General features: G+C 70.7%; 13 protein-coding genes. 5 read left to right on the top strand and 8 right to left on the bottom strand.

The features are described 5' to 3' along the window. The first annotated feature begins 194 nt into the window (after nt 1-194). The gene (locus tag Sp245p_RS13865) at nt 195-2,147 is read left to right on the top strand and encodes a right-handed parallel beta-helix repeat-containing protein (RefSeq protein WP_109138552.1); all 1,953 of its coding nucleotides are present in this window, start codon (nt 195-197) and stop codon (nt 2,145-2,147) included. Nucleotides 2,148-2,151: 4 nt separating this feature from the next. Beyond that, entirely contained in the window at nt 2,152-2,742 is a 591-nt protein-coding gene (locus Sp245p_RS13860; RefSeq protein ID WP_014239288.1) for a demethoxyubiquinone hydroxylase family protein, read from the top strand. A gap of 22 nt (nt 2,743-2,764) precedes the next feature. Here the strand turns inward: Sp245p_RS13860 and Sp245p_RS13855 are convergent, their stop codons facing one another. From Sp245p_RS13855 to Sp245p_RS13820, 8 genes are all read right to left on the bottom strand, one after another. Then, nucleotides 2,765-3,913 carry a glycosyltransferase family 4 protein gene (locus tag Sp245p_RS13855; protein WP_109138551.1) on the bottom strand — a complete coding sequence of 383 codons (1,149 nt, stop codon included), beginning with the start codon at nt 3,911-3,913 and terminating at the stop codon, nt 2,765-2,767. Continuing rightward, the gene (locus tag Sp245p_RS13850; RefSeq protein ID WP_014239291.1) at nt 3,913-5,124 is read right to left on the bottom strand and encodes a glycosyltransferase; all 1,212 of its coding nucleotides are present in this window, start codon (nt 5,122-5,124) and stop codon (nt 3,913-3,915) included. The genes Sp245p_RS13855 and Sp245p_RS13850 overlap by 1 nt, the downstream gene beginning before the upstream one ends. Further along, entirely contained in the window at nt 5,121-6,392 is a 1,272-nt protein-coding gene (locus tag Sp245p_RS13845; protein WP_014239292.1) for a glycosyltransferase family 4 protein, read from the bottom strand. Before Sp245p_RS13845 ends, Sp245p_RS13850 begins: the two co-directional genes overlap by 4 nt. A gap of 6 nt (nt 6,393-6,398) precedes the next feature. Further along, nucleotides 6,399-7,379, bottom strand: coding sequence for a GDP-L-fucose synthase family protein (locus Sp245p_RS13840; protein ID WP_014239293.1), 981 nt, complete (start codon nt 7,377-7,379; stop codon nt 6,399-6,401). A gap of 13 nt (nt 7,380-7,392) precedes the next feature. Further along, the gene (locus Sp245p_RS13835) at nt 7,393-8,394 is read right to left on the bottom strand and encodes an NAD-dependent epimerase/dehydratase family protein (protein WP_014239294.1); all 1,002 of its coding nucleotides are present in this window, start codon (nt 8,392-8,394) and stop codon (nt 7,393-7,395) included. Between the two features lie 53 nt (nt 8,395-8,447). Beyond that, a complete protein-coding gene (locus Sp245p_RS13830; protein ID WP_041810881.1) occupies nt 8,448-9,803 on the bottom strand; it encodes a nucleotide sugar dehydrogenase in 1,356 nt (451 codons plus the stop codon). A gap of 230 nt (nt 9,804-10,033) precedes the next feature. Then, a complete protein-coding gene (locus Sp245p_RS13825; RefSeq protein ID WP_014239296.1) occupies nt 10,034-11,479 on the bottom strand; it encodes a flippase in 1,446 nt (481 codons plus the stop codon). A gap of 150 nt (nt 11,480-11,629) precedes the next feature. After that, nucleotides 11,630-13,903, bottom strand: coding sequence for a GNVR domain-containing protein (locus Sp245p_RS13820; RefSeq protein ID WP_014239297.1), 2,274 nt, complete (start codon nt 13,901-13,903; stop codon nt 11,630-11,632). Nucleotides 13,904-14,139: 236 nt separating this feature from the next. On the opposite strand from Sp245p_RS13820, the gene Sp245p_RS13815 reads away from it, so the two are divergent. From Sp245p_RS13815 to Sp245p_RS13805, 3 genes are all read left to right on the top strand, one after another. Then, entirely contained in the window at nt 14,140-14,832 is a 693-nt protein-coding gene (locus Sp245p_RS13815; RefSeq protein ID WP_014239298.1) for a Crp/Fnr family transcriptional regulator, read from the top strand. Between the two features lie 77 nt (nt 14,833-14,909). Beyond that, on the top strand, nt 14,910-15,101 hold the full coding sequence (locus tag Sp245p_RS13810) for a YgaP family membrane protein (protein ID WP_014239299.1): 192 nt from the start codon (nt 14,910-14,912) through the stop codon (nt 15,099-15,101). Between the two features lie 88 nt (nt 15,102-15,189). Then, complete coding sequence (locus tag Sp245p_RS13805; protein ID WP_014239300.1) at nt 15,190-15,948, top strand: helix-turn-helix transcriptional regulator; 759 nt, start codon at nt 15,190-15,192, stop codon at nt 15,946-15,948. The last annotated feature ends 26 nt before the right edge of the window (nt 15,949-15,974 follow it).

Below are 15,974 nucleotides of genomic sequence, written 5' to 3'. Positions count from 1 at the left end.
GGCCCCCGGGAGCGAAGGCGGCACTCCGGAAAGCAACACCGCCGGCCCCGCTCGGGTCCCCCCGTCCGGGAGCGCAGACGGCGAGGTCCGCCCGGTCAGGGCTATCCACGCCGCGCCTTCGAGGCACCCCGTCCGCGCTTTTGCTTCATCCGCCCCGCGCCGCCAGTTTCGCTGGGGTGTGGAACGGAGGTGATATGACGCGCCGGATTCCTGGGCTCTTCGCAGGCGGGCTGTTGTGGCTGGTCCTGCTGCTGGCTGGTCCCACCCCGTCCGTCGCGGCGGAGCCGGCGATCCACGTCTCCCCCCAGGGCGACGACCGCTGGTCCGGGCGGGTCGCCGCCTCCACCCCGGACGGGCGGGACGGCCCGGTCGCCACGCTGGCCCGCGCGGTGGAGGAGGCGCGCAAGCGCGGCCTGCACCTGATCCTGCTGCGCGGCGGCACCCACCGTCTGACCGACACGGTGACGCTGGGTCCGGAGGATTCCGGGCTGCGCATCGCCGCCTTTCCCGGCGAGACACCGGTCCTGTCGGGCGGCGAGGTGGTGGCGGGTTTCAAGGCGGAGCGGGACGGCGTCGTCTCCGCCCCGCTGGCCCGCGAGCCGGGGCTGGACGTGACCGCCGGCGGGGTGCGGCTGCGCGCCGCGCAGAGCGGCGCCTTCGACCCGCAGGACCCGATCCGCAGCGGCTGGTTCGTCGCCCAGCAGACCAAGGGCGGCGGCGACAAGCGGCAGTTCCGCTTTCCGCCCGGCACCGTCCAGACGGCCTGGGCGGCACCCGGCGTGCGGGTCCAGGCGCTCGACCGCGAGCGGCAGGCCGACGACATCCGCGGCATCGAGCGCATCGACCGCAACGGCACGCTGGTTCTCGACCGCGACGGCTGGTACCCGTTCCGCGACGGCAGCACCTTCCGCCTGCTCGGCCATCCCGACTTTCTGAAATTCCCCAGCCAGTTCGCCTGGAGCGCCAAGGACCGGCGCCTGCTGCTGCGCCCCCATGACCCGGCGGCCTTCGCCCGCGACGGCGAGGCGGTGGTGGCGCGCACCGCCCCGCTGATCCAGGCGGAGAAGGCGGACTCCGTCACGCTCGACGGGCTGTCCTTCGCCGACGTGCCCTACAACGGGGCGGCGGTGCGGCTGGCCGGCGGTTCGGGGCACCGCGTCCTCGACAACCGTTTTTCCGCCGTCGGGACGGGCGTTCTGCTGGTCGGCGTCGCGGACAGCGAGGTGCGCGGCAACCGGCTGGAGCATCTGGGGCGCAGCGGGATCGAACTGACCCCCGGCAGCGCCGGCAACCGGATCATCGCCAACGCCATCCGCCATGTCGGCGAGGTGAACTTCTACGGCGGCGGCATCATGAGCGCCGGGGTGACCCGCACGCGGATTGCCAACAACGACATCCGGCACGCCGCGCGCTACGGCATCTCCATGAAGAACTGGAACCCGGAGACGAAGAACACCGACAATGTGATCGAGTACAACCGCATCCGCGACGTCGGACGGGAAACCGCCGACCTCGGCGCCATCGAGACGCTGGGGCGCAGCGACATCGACACCAAGCTGGTCATCCGCTTCAACGACATCCGGGGGACCGGCGGGATCGCCACCGACGCGGCGGGGCGCTGGATGACCCGTTACAAGGGCTTCGGTGTCTATCTGGACGACCTGACCAACGGCGTCCGGGTGGAGGGCAACTTCCTGGAGGACACCGGCTGGGCGTCGGTCTTCATCCATGGCGGCGACGGCAATCGGGTGGAGAACAACATCGCCGTGCTGACCGACGAGCGCGACCGTTTCCTGCGCTTCGAATGGGTGCCGACGGCGGGGACAGCGGGCTTCCTGCGCGACAACGAGGCCAGCCGCAACCTGATCCACGCCCGCGTGCCGGTGGAGCAGCTGGTGACCGCGCTGACCGGCGGCGAATACCGGCTGGAGAACAACATTTTCGACCGGCCGGGCCGTGGCCTGCGCGCGCCGGGGGCGCCGGTGGAGCGCACGCAGGCGCGCTCCGTTCAGGGAGGCAACCAGCCGGACCCCTATTTCATGAACCCGGCGAAGGACGATTACCGCCTGCGCCCGAACTCCCCCGCCCTGAAGATCGGCTTCCAGGAGCTTCCCTGGTCGCGCATCGGTCCGGAAGGGGCGCGCTGAACCCGTGGACACGCTTAGTCCGTCGCCCGAGGCCCCGCCGTCTGCCACCATCGGGCTGGCGCCGCCGCAACTCGACCTGTCCGCCCTGCCGCCGCGCATCCTGCGCGAGCTGCGCGCCAGCCATGTCGGCGAGACCGTGGCGGTCGCCCTCTACGATGGGGTCGCCGGCGCCACCAGCGATCCGGAGGTTCTGCGCTTCGCCGCGTCCCACCGAAGAGTCGAGCGGCGGCACCTGCGGCTGTTCGAGGCGGTCCTGCCGCCGGAGAAGCGCAGCGCGCTGCTGGCCTTCTGGCGCTGGTCGGGCCGGGTGATGGGCGGGCTGCCGGCTTGGCTCGGCCCGCCCTATTTCTACGCGGTGGTCGCCGGGGTGGAGGCGTGGGTGGACGGGCATTACGCCCGGCAGATCGCCCTGGCGCGGCGGCTCGCCCCTGATCCGGACCTGTTGAATGTGCTGGAAGCCTGCCGCCTCGACGAGCGCCTCCACGCCCGCGACGCCGCCCGGCTGGACCCGGCGCCGCCCTGGACCGCCCGCGCGCTGGCTAGGCTGGCGGTGTTCCTGTCCCGCGTGGGGGTGAGGGCGGCGCGCTGGGTGTGACGGCGCTCAGCCTTTGGCGCGCTCAGCCCATGGCGCGTTTTGGCCGGACGGCGGTTCCGGCGGCTTCGGGCAGCGGGCCGGCGATGCGGTCGAGCAACGCGTCGAGGCCGCTGTGCCCGGACTCGTGGGCGGCGCGGGCGCGGGCGTGGGCCTGCTCGGAGGCCAGCGCCAGCGCGTCGCGGTCCTTGGCCCACAGGCGCAATGCCGGGAGCACCGCCTGGATGAAATCCCGGTCCTGCGGGACGAGGCCGGGACGGGGAATGTCGCTGCCGATGCAGCCGCGGTCATAGGCCAGCACCGGCACGCCCGCCGCCATCGCCTCGAACAGCACCAGCGGCTGCGCCTCGTTGCGGTAGCGGGTGGGGAAGACGAAGACGTCGATGTCGCGGTAAAAGGCCGCCTTGGCGTCGTCGTCCACCGGGCCGCGATACTCCACATCGCCGTCGAAGGCCACCAGCCCCGCCGCGACCAGCGCATTGTCCATGCGCCCCAGCCCCGGCCCGGCCAGCACCAGCTTGACGTCCACCCCTTCCGACCGCAGGGCGCGCAGCAGGGTGAACAGCGTGTCCAGCCCCTTGTCGGCGCACAGGTTGGACAGGTGGCCGATGCGCAGCGGTCCGGACTTGCCGTGGCGCGGCCGCGGCACCGGCGGGGTGAAGATGGCGTTGGAGACGCTCATCGCCGTCTTGGCTGCCGGGTAGAGCGCCTGGAACCGCGCCTGCATGGCCGGGCAGAGCAGCACATGCATGCAGTCCGTGCCGGCCAGCCGGGTCAGCAGGCTCATCCGCCAGGTCGGCTTGGAGATGGTGGCGAAGGAATGGTGGTGCAGCGTCCGTTCATAGCCGAACAGCCGCGCCGTTCCGGCCAGCGCCGCCGTGTAGAAGATCCCCAGCCCCGAATCGACGGGCATGTAGAAACGCCGTCCGGGGATCGTCGCCCCGGCCGCCAGCCGCAAGCCCGCCAGCAGGACGCGCATGGCCTTCGCCGCGTGGTAGCGCAGGCCGCCGCCGTTCCAGCCCGGCGACAGGTCCGCGACCTCCACCGTGGCCTGCACCGGCCCGCGATCGCGCAGGCGGTCCAGCACCAGGGCGGTGACCCGACTCATCCCGTCCATGGGCGGGGGAAGGCGGCCCGAGACGACGATGTGGGGGGTGTTGCGGCGGTCGGTCATCAGGCTTCGCTTTCACGGGTGCCCTTGCGGGCGCTTTCATCGGTGCTTTGGGCGGCGCCCTGGTCGGCATCCTTGCGGGCGCCCAGGCTGTGCAGGGCCTTCTCCACGGCCTCCGCGAAATAGCCGGCGTCGGCCAGCGCCTGGAAGGGGCGTCCGTTGAGGCTGAGGCGGCGCCATTCCGCCTCGTCCGACGCGACGGACAGCATGTGGCGGGCCAGCCCCTCCGGGTTATCGGGCTCGACGATGTGGCCGTTCAGGCCGCTGCGGATCAGCACGTCGCGGGCACCGCACTGGTCGGACAGGATCGTCGGCACGCCCATCGCCAGCGCCTCGTTCACCACCAGCCCGAACTGCTCCTCCAGCGAGGGCAGCAGCAGGCACAGGGTGGAGCCCAGCGTCTCCGCGATCCCCTTCTCCTGGAGGAAGCCGCGGAAAATGATGTGCCCCTCCAGCCCGCGCTTGGCGACCTCCGCCCGCAGATCGGCCTCCAGCGGGCCGGAGCCGCAGAGGTGCAGGGGCCGCGCCGCGTCTCCCGCCAGCCGGCGGTAGAGGTCGTAGGCCTCGACGGCGCGGAACAGGTTCTTCTTCGGCACGAAGCGGGCGATGATCGTGAAGTGCCGCTCGGCGAAGGGCACGCCGTCCGGGGCCGGGGTCATGCCGGACAGCCGGCGCACCCGCTCCAGCGACAGGGTGTCGTAGCCGATGAACAGCCGGTCCTTGGGCAGGCCGAGGAAGCGGTAATAGTCGACCGTGCGGTGGCTGCCCCCGATCGCCGCCTGATAAGGCTTGTAGAGCAGGGACTTCAGCGCCTCGCGCCAGAGGACGCGCGGCTTGTCGTCGAACTTCGAGGCGTTCATGTTGACGACGCGCCGGCCCATCAGACGCATCGTCACCGCCAGGGCGAAGACGTCCGGTTCCTCGTAATGGCACAGGAAGACGTGGCTGGCCCCCGCCTTGCGGCATTCGCGCAGCAGCGCGCGGTAGACCTGGAAGGACGGGATGTCCGCCTTGGAGCGTCCGGGGAACAGCGTGACCTTGCGGAAATGCTGGCCCTCCCCGGTGGAGTCCCAGGCGTAGGTGTGGGACTTCGACCCGACCTCCAGGCCGACCACGTCGTAGAGATGGCCGAGCCGCCGCCCGACCGCCTCCAGCCGGTCCATGTGGTAGGGGCCGAACATCTCCCAGGAAAAGACCAGGGCAGGCTTCGTCATGCGGCGTCGTCTCCCAGCAGCAGCGCGGCGTAGCGCGCCAGGACGGCGCTGCGGCTGGCGTTGGTTTCCACCCAGGCGCGGCCCCGGCGGCCCATGGCGGCGCTTCGGGCGGGATCGTCCAGCAGGTCGGCCACGGCCTGCGCCATGGCCTCCGGCGCGTCGGGCGGGGTGCGCAGGAAGGCGTCGATCTCCGTCCCCAGCCGGTCGAGCGCCGAGCCCGGCAGGCAGGTGCAGACGAAGGGCCGTCCGGCGGACAGGATGGTCACCGCCTTGCCGGGCATGGCGAAGGCCGCCCCTTCGGGACGCTGCGGCACCAGATGCACGTCGCCCTCCGCCAAGCCCTCGCCGAGCCGGTCGGACGGAATCAAGGGGGCGAATTCCACGTTGGGCAGCGCCATCGCCTTGGCCTGGGCCTTCAACTCCTCCTCCAGCCCGCCCTGGCCGCGCAGCAGCACGCGGGCGTCGGGGCGCAGCGCGTGGAGGTGGCGGGCCATCTCCAGCACCTGGTCCAGCCCCTGCTTGCGGGCGAAGGCGCCGCTGTAGAGCACGGTCGGCGGCTGGCCTTCCGGCCGGGGCAGGGGGCGGACGGCGTCGGCGTCGACATGGGGCGGGATCACGGTGATCGGCCGCCGCACGCCGAGGTCGCGCAACACGTCGGCCATCGCTTCCGACAGCACGACGATGCCGTCGGCGCGGTTCAGCGCGGTGCGCTCCACCGCCTGGATGGCCTTCAGCGCGGCCCCGCCGCCCATGCCCAGCGCGCCGGCGAGGCCCGACTGGATGTCGTGGACGATGGCGATGTGCCGCCCGCCCGGCGCCCGGAAGCGGTCGGCGACGGCGACGCTGAAGATGGAGGGGCAGAGCGACAGCACCGCCTTGTGCCGCGCGACGCGCCCGCGGGCGCGCGCCGCCAGGAAGCCGGCGTGCAGCACGCCCTCATGGATCAGCCGGGCCTTCATGCCGCCGCCCTTCGGCGGGATGGTGAGCAGCCGCTCGATGCGGACGCCGTTCACGGTGCGGCGGTCCTCGGCCCCGTCGGCGTAGCCGTCGTAGATGGCCTGGCCCGGATAGTTGGGGCGGGCGGTCAGCACGGTCATGTCCGTTCCCGCCGCGGCGAAGGCGGTGGCGAGGTCGGTCATCATCGGCGCGCTGCCGGCCGGTTCCGGCCAATAGCTCATCGCCACCATCAGGACCGATGGCGGCAGGGCGGACGGAGCCGCCGTCCCGGCGGAGACCGCGGCGCGCAGGGGTGTGGAGTCATCGGGCATGGGCGGTCACTCCGCGGCTTCGCCGGCGACGGATCCGGGGGCGGGGCGGGGGACCGGCGGGGCGGCGTTCTCCAGGAACCACGCGTAGGTGCGGGTCAGCCCCTCCTCCAGCCCGACCTTGGGACGCCAGCCGGTGGCGAGCAGGCGCGACACGTCCATCAGCTTGCGCGGATGGCCGTCCGGCTTGCTCAGATCCTGGGTCAGCGCGCCCTCGTAGCCGACCACGCCGCGGATCGTGCGGGCAAGATCGCCGATCGGGACGTCCTCGCCGGAGCCGACGTTGATGATGTCCTCCCCGTCGTAATGGTCCATCAGATGCAGGCAGGCGTCGGCCATGTCGTCCACGTAGAGGAACTCGCGCCGCGGCGTTCCGGTGCCCCACAGGGTGACGCTGGGCGCCCCCTCCATCTTGGCGTCGTGGAAGCGCCGGATCATGCCGGGGACGGCGTGCGATCCCTCCGGGTCGAAATGGTCGCCGGGGCCGTAGAGGTTCGCCGGCATGGCGCAGATGGCGTTGAAGCCGTACTGCCGCCGGTAGGCCTGGCACAGGGTGATGCCGGCGATCTTGGCGATGGCGTAGGGCTTGTTGCTCGGCTCCGGCGGGCCGGTCAGCAGCGCCTCCTCCTTCAGCGGCTGCTCCGCGAACTTCGGGTAGAGGCAGGAGGAGCCGAGGAACAGCAGCTTCTTCACCCCCGCCCGCCAGGCCGCGTCGATGACGTTGGTCTGGATCAGCAGGTTGTCGCGGATGAAGTCGCCGCCGAAGCGCTCGTTGGCCAGGATGCCGCCGACCTTGGCCGCGGCCAGCAGCACATAGTCGATCTTCTCCCGGTCGAAGAAGGCGCGCACGGCCGCCTGATCGGTCAGGTCCAGCTCGTCGCGGCCGCGCAGGACGAGATCGCTGTGGCCGTCCTCCACCAACCGGCGGACGATGGCCGAGCCGACAAGGCCACGATGCCCCGCGACGAAGATTCGGCTGTTTCGTTCCATGAGCGTGTCTTCCTTATTCCGCGGCGCTGGCGATTCCATCCCGGCCCTGCTCGCGGCTGCGGGCGGCGTACCAGTCCACCACGCCCGGAAGCCCGTCCTTGAGCGGGATACGCGGCGCGTAGCCGAGCGCGGACAGGCGGGCGATGTCGGGGCTGCGCCGCTGGGTGCCGCCGGGGGCCGGCGGGCCGGCCTGGATGTCCGCCACCCGCCCCAGCGCGGCGACGATCTGCCGGGCGAGTTCGGCGATGGAGATCTCCTCCGGCGTGCCGACATGGTAGATGCCGAGATGCTCGCCGCGTTCGATCACCGTCATGATGCCGTCCACCGCGTCGTCGATGTGGACGAAGGCACGGGTCTGGGTGCCGTCCCCCTGGATGGGGAAGGGCACGAGGACTTCCGTGGTGCGGTCGATGGCGGCCACGGCGCGGCGCACGAACTCCGGCACCACATGCTCCCACCCCATGTCGGGGCCGTAGACGTTGTGCGGGCGGAAGATGGCGACGCGGTCGAAGCCGGTGCGGCCCCAGTTGACCGCCAGAAGCTCCGAGATCAGCTTGGAGCCGCCGTAGCTGTAGCGCGGGTTCAGCACGTCCGGGACGACCAGCGGGATGTCCTCCGGCGTCGGGACCGTCGGCGGGGTCTGGTAGGCCTCGGACGAGGAGGCGACAACCAGATCGCCAACCCCGTTCGCCCGGCAGGCGTCCAGGACGTTCAGCATGCCGCGCACGCCGACGTCCAGCACCACCTCCGGCTTCTCGTAGAAGTGCTTGGTGCCGTTGACGGCGGCCAGATGCAGCACGCCGTCCACGCCGCGCACCGCCTTGTCCACCGCCGCCGGGTCGCGGATGTCGCCGGATACGAACTCGACGGCCTGGGCGGCGTCGCCAAGCCGGCGCGGGTGGCCGCGGGAGTTGTCGTCGAGTACGCGCACGCGATGTCCGTCGCGCACCAGCCGGCGGACCAGGGCGGCGCCGATGAAGCCGCTGCCCCCGGTCACGAGGTAATGTTTCGGCATTGGATCTTCCTCAGGCAACAGCGTCAGGCGACGCTTCGTTGAGCGGCGCCTCTTCAGGCGACATGGGCGAAGCGGGCGGCGCCGTGGCTGCCCAGCGCCACGTAGGCCGTGCCTTCGGGCAGGTCCACTTCGCGGCTGTTGAAGTTGTTCCAGAAGTCGTAGATGACCCCCGGACGGTCCATGCGGCGCGCCAGATCCGGCAGCGGCATGGAGGTGAAGACCGGGTGGTTGTTCAGGATGACGGCGAGGTTGGCGCCCTGCACCGCCTCGGCCATGCTGTTGGCGGGCTCCAGCCCGAAGCCGCGGATGTCGTCCGCCGCCACCACCGCGTCGAAGCCGCGCCAGCGCGCCTTGGGGAAGCGGGTGCGCAGCTCCTCGAACAGCGGCTTCGCCATGGTGCCGCGCAGGTCGTCGGTCGCCGGACGGCCCTTGAAGGCGAGGCCCATCAAGCTGATGGTGGGCTCCTGCGGGAAGCCCTGCATGGAGCCGGTCAGCCGCTCCAGGAAGTGCGACACCTCGACCGGCTGGCTTTCGTTGATGCGGCGCCCGGCGGCGGTGATGTCCATGTCCACCCCGAATCCGCGGGCGGATTCGATCAGGATGTGCGGGTCCTTCTCCAGGCAGGGGCCGCCGACCGGCCCAGGCAGCGGGAGCTGCGTGCGCGGATAGCCCAGCTTGCCCGCCCGCGACACCTCCAGCGCCGACACCTCCATGGCGTTGCACAGCCGGGCGATCTCGTTGGCGAAGGCGAAGGTGACGTCACGGTAGGTGTTGTCCACCAGCTTGATCATCTCCGCCGTCTCCAGCGTCGAGACCTTGACCGTCGTCGGGGTCAGCATGCCGAAGATCTGCGACGCGCGGGCCGCCACCTCGACGCTTTCCGCGCCGATGATCTGGGGAAGCTGGTTCAGCTCGATCAGCGCCTGCCCCTCCAGCGTGCGCTCGGGGCAGAAGGCGATGTCGAAGCGCTTGCCGGTGCGCCGCAGGATCGGCGCCACCACCTCGCGGGTCGTCCCCAGCTTCACGGTGGAGCGCAGGATGACGAGGTCGCCGTCGTGGATGCGGTCGGCCACCTGGCGGGTCGCCGCCTCGATCATGTCGGTGCGCACGCGGCCGTCGCGGTCCAGCGGGGTGCCGACGGTGATGATGAAGACGGTGCAGTCCCGGCAACCGTCCGGCGTGCGGCCGAAGGTGAAGCGCCCGCGCTCCATCACGTGGCGAAGCTTCTCGGCGAGGCCCGGCTCATGGAAATGGGGGACGCCGTGGGCCAGCTTGTCCAGCACCTCGTCCCGGACCTCCACGCCGTGCACCTGGAATCCCGCATCCGCCATGGCGACGGCCAGCGTCAGCCCGACATAGCCGAGACCGAGCACGCAGACGTTCCGGTCGGGAAAGGACTTTGGGAGCATAGTCTTTCGATCCTGCTTAGTGATTGGAGCATGCATCCAAAGGCGCCGCCATCCGCCACCCGCGCCATGCGCAATCCGAACGTCTTGCAACGCGGCATTGTTCCGGCCGTTCGGGGTGGCGTGAATTGGCTATGCCGTTGATCGGGCATTGTTTTGTTCGTGGTACCCCGGACCGGCGGCAAGGGCGCGTCCGGTCGGCGTCCTTCGGGATTCGGGATGAGGCGGGCGCATCATGCCGCCGCCATGATCAGCCGGCGCAGCCGCGACGGACGCACCAGCCCGGTGAGCAGAGCCGCCAGCGCGTAGACCGCGACCAGCACGCTTCCGCCGATCAGCAGGGCCGCCAGCGGGTGCGCGGGGGCCATCAGCTCCGGCAGCGCGCGGGTCAGCCCCAGCGTGGCCCCCATGGCGAGCGCTGCGCACAGCGCCGCCCGCGCGGCGATTCCGAGATAGAGTTGGCCGACCGCCCGCCGGTGCAGCCAGGCGAGGCCGGTCATGGCGGTCAGCTCCGCGACGATGGTGGCGGCCGCGGAGCCCTCGATCCCGTAGCGCGGGATCAGGATCAGGTTCAGCGCCGCGTTGGTCAGGCCACCGACCAGGATGGCGGTCATGTAGCCGGTCTGCCGGTGCCAGACGAGCAGCGGGTTGCCCATCGTCAGGTTGATGTGGACGATGGCGACCGCGATCATCAGCAGGCGCAGCGTGTCGGCGGCCGGCGCGTAGGCCGGCCCGAAGACGGTGCCCAGGATGGCCGGGGCCAGGGTGAAGCCGCCCGCCGCGATCAGCGCGCCGATGGACAGGATGGTCGCGGCGTAGTCGCGCATCCGCGCCTGCATCGCCTCGCGGTCGCCATAGGCGGCGGCGAGCTGCGGCATGAAGGCGCTGAGGATGATGTTCCCTGCGGTCAGCGACAGCACCAGCAGCTTGGTCACCGCGGCGTACCAGCCGACCTCCGTCTGCGGCGCCATGAAGCCCAGCATCACCAGATCGAGGTGGGAGAACAGCGCCCAGGCGAAGACGCTGACCGCCATCGGGGCGGAGGTCTTCAGGATCGCCCGCCATTTGACGAGGTCCACCCGCGGCCGCGGCATCCGGAAATCGTGGCTGAAGCGGGCCAGCATCAGGGCGGCGTTGATGACGAAGGAGACGGCGGTGATGCCGGCGGCGATGGCCAGATCGTCCGGCCCGCGCACCAGCGCCAGCACGGCGACCATGTTGCCGAGCGACGTGCCGATCTCGCGCACCGCGATGACGCTCATCCGTTCCGTCGCCTGATAGACGAAGTCGAGCAGCAGCGCGTTGCCGAGAAGCTGGATGGCCTGGACCAGCAGCACCGCCTTGACCAGCGCCGATTTGTCGAGCTGGAGCACGAACAGGGCGTAGAGGCCGCCGACCAGCACGGCCAGCAGCATCCGCAGGGTCAGCACATGGTCGGCGAGATCGGTGGCCTTCTCCCGGTCGCGGGCGATCTCGCGCACCGCGTAGGTGGACAGGCCGAGATTCACGAACAGCGCGGCGTAGGCCAGCATCGAGGTGCCGAAACCGAGCACACCGAACCCGTCCGGTCCGAGAGCGCGCGCGGTCCAGGCCGTGGTGATCAGCCCGCTCAGCAGCGTGGCGACGCGGGCCAGCCCCAGCGCGCGGATGTTCAGGAAAATGCGTCGTCCGGCGGTCATCGAATCTTTTCGGGTGTGTGGGCGTGTCGTGTCGGCCCCCCCTCCCGACCTCCCCCCGCTTTCGCAGGGGGAGGAGATGAAGCCCTCCCCTGCGAAGCGGGGGAGGGTTGGGTGGGGGCCCGAAACCGTCGCTTCTCTCAAGCGCCGCCGTCAGTTCGCGTAGTAGCGGCGGTAACCGTGGTAGCGCCCGCTGTCCGGGAACTCGTACTGGGCGTGGCGGCGGATATCGACCTGGGAGAACAGGACGCCGACCACCTCGCCGCCCGCCTCGACGATCTCCTTCAGCCCGGCCATGGCGGTCTCCCGCTTGGTCTTGCCCCAATGCACGATGAAGACCGTCTGGTCGGCCAGCGCCGCCAGCAGCTTGCCCTCCGACACCGCCAGCACCGGCGGGCTGTCCAGGATCACCCGGTCATACTCCAGCGCCAGCCGCGAGATGAGCTGATGCATCCGGCTGGAGCCCAGCATGTCCTGCGGCAGGGCGGAGCCGCGGCCCGACGCGATGAAATGCAGGCCGGTGCGCGGGTCGGTCTGGATCACCTCGTTCGGCGCGCATTCGCCGGACAGCACCTCGTAGAGGCCGTGCCGGTTCTCCAGCCCCAGCATCGGGTGCAGGCCCTTGCGGCGCATGTCGCAGTCCAGGATGATCGTCTTCTGGCCGGCGTTGGCGCAGATCCGCGCGAAGGCCGCGGCGATCGAACTCTTGCCCTCGCCGGGGACGGAGGAACTGAACAGGATCACCCGCTGGTGGCCGTCCGGGTTGGCGAGCAGCAGCGTGGTCCGCAGGTTCTGCATCGCCTCGGCGAAGGCCGACATCGGCTTTTCGATGGCGTAGTCGGCGGGCGAGGTGCCGCGGCGGCGGCGACCGATGGCCGGGACGATGCCCAGCGAGCGCACGCCGGTCGCCGATTCGAACTGGTGCGGGCTGCGGAAGCCGCGCTCCGACTGCTCGCGCAGCATCGCCAGCAGCACACCCAGCGTCGCCGAGGCGACCAGGGCCAGCAGAACGATCATCTTCTTGTTGGGCTGCGACGGGTTCAGGGGGATCGCCGCTTCCGACACGATGCGGGCGTCGGGCTGCTGGATCTCGGTCTGGCCGGCGATCTCCTGGAAGCGCGTCAGCATCGCCTCGTACATGGTCTGCGAGGTCTCGGCGTCGCGCTCCAGCGTGCGCAGGGTCACGTTGGATTCCTGCTGCTGGTTGCGCTGGGCCTGGAGCTGGTCGAGGTTGGTCTTCAAGGCGGCCTCGCGCCCGCGCTCCAGCTCCACCTCGTTGCTCAGGTTCTGGACGATGCGGCCCACGTCGGCCTTGATCTGGCCCTGCAGGTCGCGCAGCTCGCTCTGCAGCGCGGTCAGCGTCGGGTGGCGGGCGCCGTACTTGTTGGCGGCGTCGGCGATCTTGCGCTGAAGCTCGACCTCCTGCTGGCGCAGCGCCTGGATCAGGGGGGACCCTAGCACGTCGCCGATGGCCGAGACGCCGCGCGGGCTCTGCGCCAGTGTGGACACCTCGCGCAGCTTGGCCTCCGCCTCCTGACGCTTGGTGCGGGCCAGGACGTAGCTGGTGTTCAGCTCGGCCAGCTGCTGGGCGATCAGGGTGGTTTCGCCGTTGGCGTTGGTCAGGCCGCTTTCGGCGCGGTACTTCTCCGCCGCCTCGCCGGTCATCTTGGCCTCGCGGCGCAGCTCCGTGATGCGCTCCTCCAGCCAGGCCGTGGCGCGCTTGGCCGCCTTGAACTTCTCGTCGAGCTGGTCGACGAGGTACATCTCGCCGATGGTGTTGGCGATGAGCGAGGCCTTGCGCGGGTCCTCGCTGTCGAAATCGACGGCGATGACGTAGGACCGGCCCTGCGGGCGCACCGCCAGATTTTCAATGAAGCTGTTGACGACCGAGGTCCGCTCGTTGGCCGTCTTCTCCTCCGGGCTCAGCGCGATCTCGGGCCGATCGCCGCGGGCGCTGTTCCACCAGGAGTCCGGCACCAGATTCTTCGGATTCAGGTAGTAGAACCAGTTGGTCTGCTCGGGCCGCAGCGCCGCGTTGAACTCGGGGTCGTTCATCAGGCCGAGCTTGTCGACCACCTTCTCCGCGAAGGCGGGGGATTTCAGGATCGCCACCTCGCTCTGCAGGGCGCCCAGCTCCGTCGAGAGGCCGGAGACGACCTCCTGGTAGTTCATCACCTGGTTCTTGCGGTGCTCCACCATGATCAGGGTCTGGGCGGTGTAGAGCGGCGTCATCCGCAGGGCGACGAGACCCGCGATGCCCGTCCCCAGCACGATCACCGTCCCGATCAGCAGCTTATGGCGCAGCAGCATGCCGGTGGTGCGGCGCACCGCGCTGGCCGCCGCGGTCGACAGGTCGAACGAGACCGGTCCCGGGACCGGTGCCGACTGCCGCCGCTGGGGTTGATCCTGAATGTCCTGGGTCGCCAAAGCGGGTCCTCCTCGCATGCCGAACGGCACCCCGTTCGGGGCGTTACGGTGCCTAGAACGTCATCGACCGTCCGGCCGTTTCATGCTGCCCGCAGTGCATATGGTGGGGAAGACACGCTCATTGGGTACCCTCCCCGGAGTCGCCATTGGGTGGAGTGGCCCATGGCGAGGGTGGGGGGTGGACCGGGGAAGCCCCTTCGCGGATAATGGTCATCGCCGATCGAAGGGGGCCGGGCATGCTGCCGCAACATGTTGAAAAGATTGACGATGTCTGGGCGGGTGCGTTTCCGGCGCTGTCCGCCCTGGAACTCGACGCGCGAGCTCTTCTGCGCGCGCGGGGGGCGCGGATGGCGGTGCCGCGCGGCACGGTGCTGTTCCGCGTCGGCAGCCTGTGCCACAATTTTCTCATGCTGCTGGACGGAACGGTGCGGGTCCAGATGACCGCCGAGACCGGGCGGGAGATCGTCCTCTACCGCGTCGGGGCGGGCGAAACCTGCATCCTGACCACCGCCTGCCTGATGACGCGCGCCGACTACAGCGCCGAGGGCATGGCCGAAACCGACCTCGACGCCATCGCGCTCGGGGCCGGGGTTTTCCACGAGCTGCTGGCGCGCTCCGCGGTGTTCCGCGACGTCGTCTTCGCCTCCTTCGGCACGCGCCTGCTCAGCATGATGATGCTGGTGGAGGAGGTGGCCTTCGGGCGCATCGACCTGCGGCTGGCCCGCTTCCTGGTCGACCACCGCGACGCGCGCGGCGGGCTGGACACCACCCACCAGACGCTGGCCGTCGAGCTGGGCACGGCGCGCGAGGTGGTCAGCCGCCAGTTGAAGGAGTTCGAGCGCCGCGGCTTGGTGGAGCTGTCGCGCGGCCGCGTCGGGGTGCGCGATCCCGACGCGTTGTTGGCGCTGGAGCGCACGGGCGGGGTGTGACGGAGTCACAGACCGGCGGGCGGAAAGGGGCTTGGATGGGCGCACCAACCGCCCACACCGCTCCATAAGGTGCAACCATGCCCATCAACGTCGGCACCATCGACCGCGCGCTGCGCGCCATCGTCGGCCTCGTCCTGATCGCCCTCGTCTTCGTCGGCCCGCAGACCCCCTGGGGCTGGATCGGCCTCGTCCCGCTGCTGACCGCGGTGGTCGGCTTCTGCCCGGCCTACACCCTGTTCGGCGTGCGGAGCTGCCCCATCAAAAAGTGAGGGACCGGGGGCAGGGCGCCAAGCGCCAGACCGCGCCGCCCCCTTTCGGCGGGTGGCCGGCGCGCCGGATTTCGGTTATAGGAAGGCGATGTCCACATCGCCGCGCCTCAGCATCGATGTCCGCAGCTACGGCGCGGCGCACAGCGCCCACCGGCACGATTTCGCTCAACTCGTCCTGCCGTTGAGCGGCGCCCTGGAGATCGACATCGCCGGAAAGGGTGGCCGTCTTGGGCCGTGCCGGGCGGCGTTCGTCGAGGCCGGCTCCTCGCACACCCAGACGAGCGACGGGCCGAACCGCTCGCTCATCCTGGACCTCGATCCGGCTCTCCTGAAACCGGCGGTCGGCGACCGGCTGATCCGCCATCCCTTCGTCGCGCTGACCCCGGTGGCCGGCAAGCTGATCGACTACATGGGCCTGATGCTGGACAGCCGTGGCGTGTCGGCGGACAACCTTCGCCTCTGGGTGCCCCTGCTGCTCGACGCGCTTGCCGAGGAACCGGCGCGGCCCCGGTCGCGGCTCGGAACCCTGCTGGCCGCGGTCGAGCCCGACCTCGCCAAGCCGTGGACCGCCGAGACGATGGCCGAGCGGGCCTGCGTCAGCGTCAGCCGGCTGCACGCCCTGTTCCGCGCCGAACTGGACACCACCCCGCGGGCGTGGCTGGCGGAGGTCCGGCTGAAACGGGCTTGCGGCTGGCTCGCGCGGTCGGACCTGTCCATCGCGGAGATCGCCTACCGCACCGGCTACGCCGACCAGAGCGCGTTCACGCGGGCAATGCGGCGGGCCACCGGCCTGACCCCCGCGGCCTACCGGCGCCAAAGCCGCGAGACCCGGCACAAAAGTCCGTAGCCCGGGACAAGATCACAGCCGCGTCC

This window comes from Azospirillum baldaniorum, from assembly GCF_003119195.2.
GTDB lineage: Bacteria > Pseudomonadota > Alphaproteobacteria > Azospirillales > Azospirillaceae > Azospirillum > Azospirillum baldaniorum.
Note: the sequence above shows the minus strand (reverse complement) of the source record. Positions and strands in the feature narration are given on the sequence as shown.

What these genes read in the sequence shown, in the direction of transcription:
- Sp245p_RS13865 (WP_109138552.1), top strand. Translation starts at nt 195, where the DNA reads ATGACGCGCCGGATTCCTGGGCTCTTCGCAGGCGGGCTGTTGTGGCTG.
- Sp245p_RS13855 (WP_109138551.1), bottom strand. Translation starts at nt 3,913, where the DNA reads ATGACCGACCGCCGCAACACCCCCCACATCGTCGTCTCGGGCCGCCTT.
- Sp245p_RS13850 (WP_014239291.1), bottom strand. Translation starts at nt 5,124, where the DNA reads ATGACGAAGCCTGCCCTGGTCTTTTCCTGGGAGATGTTCGGCCCCTAC.
- Sp245p_RS13845 (WP_014239292.1), bottom strand. Translation starts at nt 6,392, where the DNA reads ATGCCCGATGACTCCACACCCCTGCGCGCCGCGGTCTCCGCCGGGACG.
- Sp245p_RS13840 (WP_014239293.1), bottom strand. Translation starts at nt 7,379, where the DNA reads ATGGAACGAAACAGCCGAATCTTCGTCGCGGGGCATCGTGGCCTTGTC.
- Sp245p_RS13835 (WP_014239294.1), bottom strand. Translation starts at nt 8,394, where the DNA reads ATGCCGAAACATTACCTCGTGACCGGGGGCAGCGGCTTCATCGGCGCC.
- Sp245p_RS13830 (WP_041810881.1), bottom strand. Translation starts at nt 9,803, where the DNA reads ATGCTCCCAAAGTCCTTTCCCGACCGGAACGTCTGCGTGCTCGGTCTC.
- Sp245p_RS13825 (WP_014239296.1), bottom strand. Translation starts at nt 11,479, where the DNA reads ATGACCGCCGGACGACGCATTTTCCTGAACATCCGCGCGCTGGGGCTG.
- Sp245p_RS13815 (WP_014239298.1), top strand. Translation starts at nt 14,140, where the DNA reads ATGCTGCCGCAACATGTTGAAAAGATTGACGATGTCTGGGCGGGTGCG.
- Sp245p_RS13810 (WP_014239299.1), top strand. Translation starts at nt 14,910, where the DNA reads ATGCCCATCAACGTCGGCACCATCGACCGCGCGCTGCGCGCCATCGTC.
- Sp245p_RS13805 (WP_014239300.1), top strand. Translation starts at nt 15,190, where the DNA reads ATGTCCACATCGCCGCGCCTCAGCATCGATGTCCGCAGCTACGGCGCG.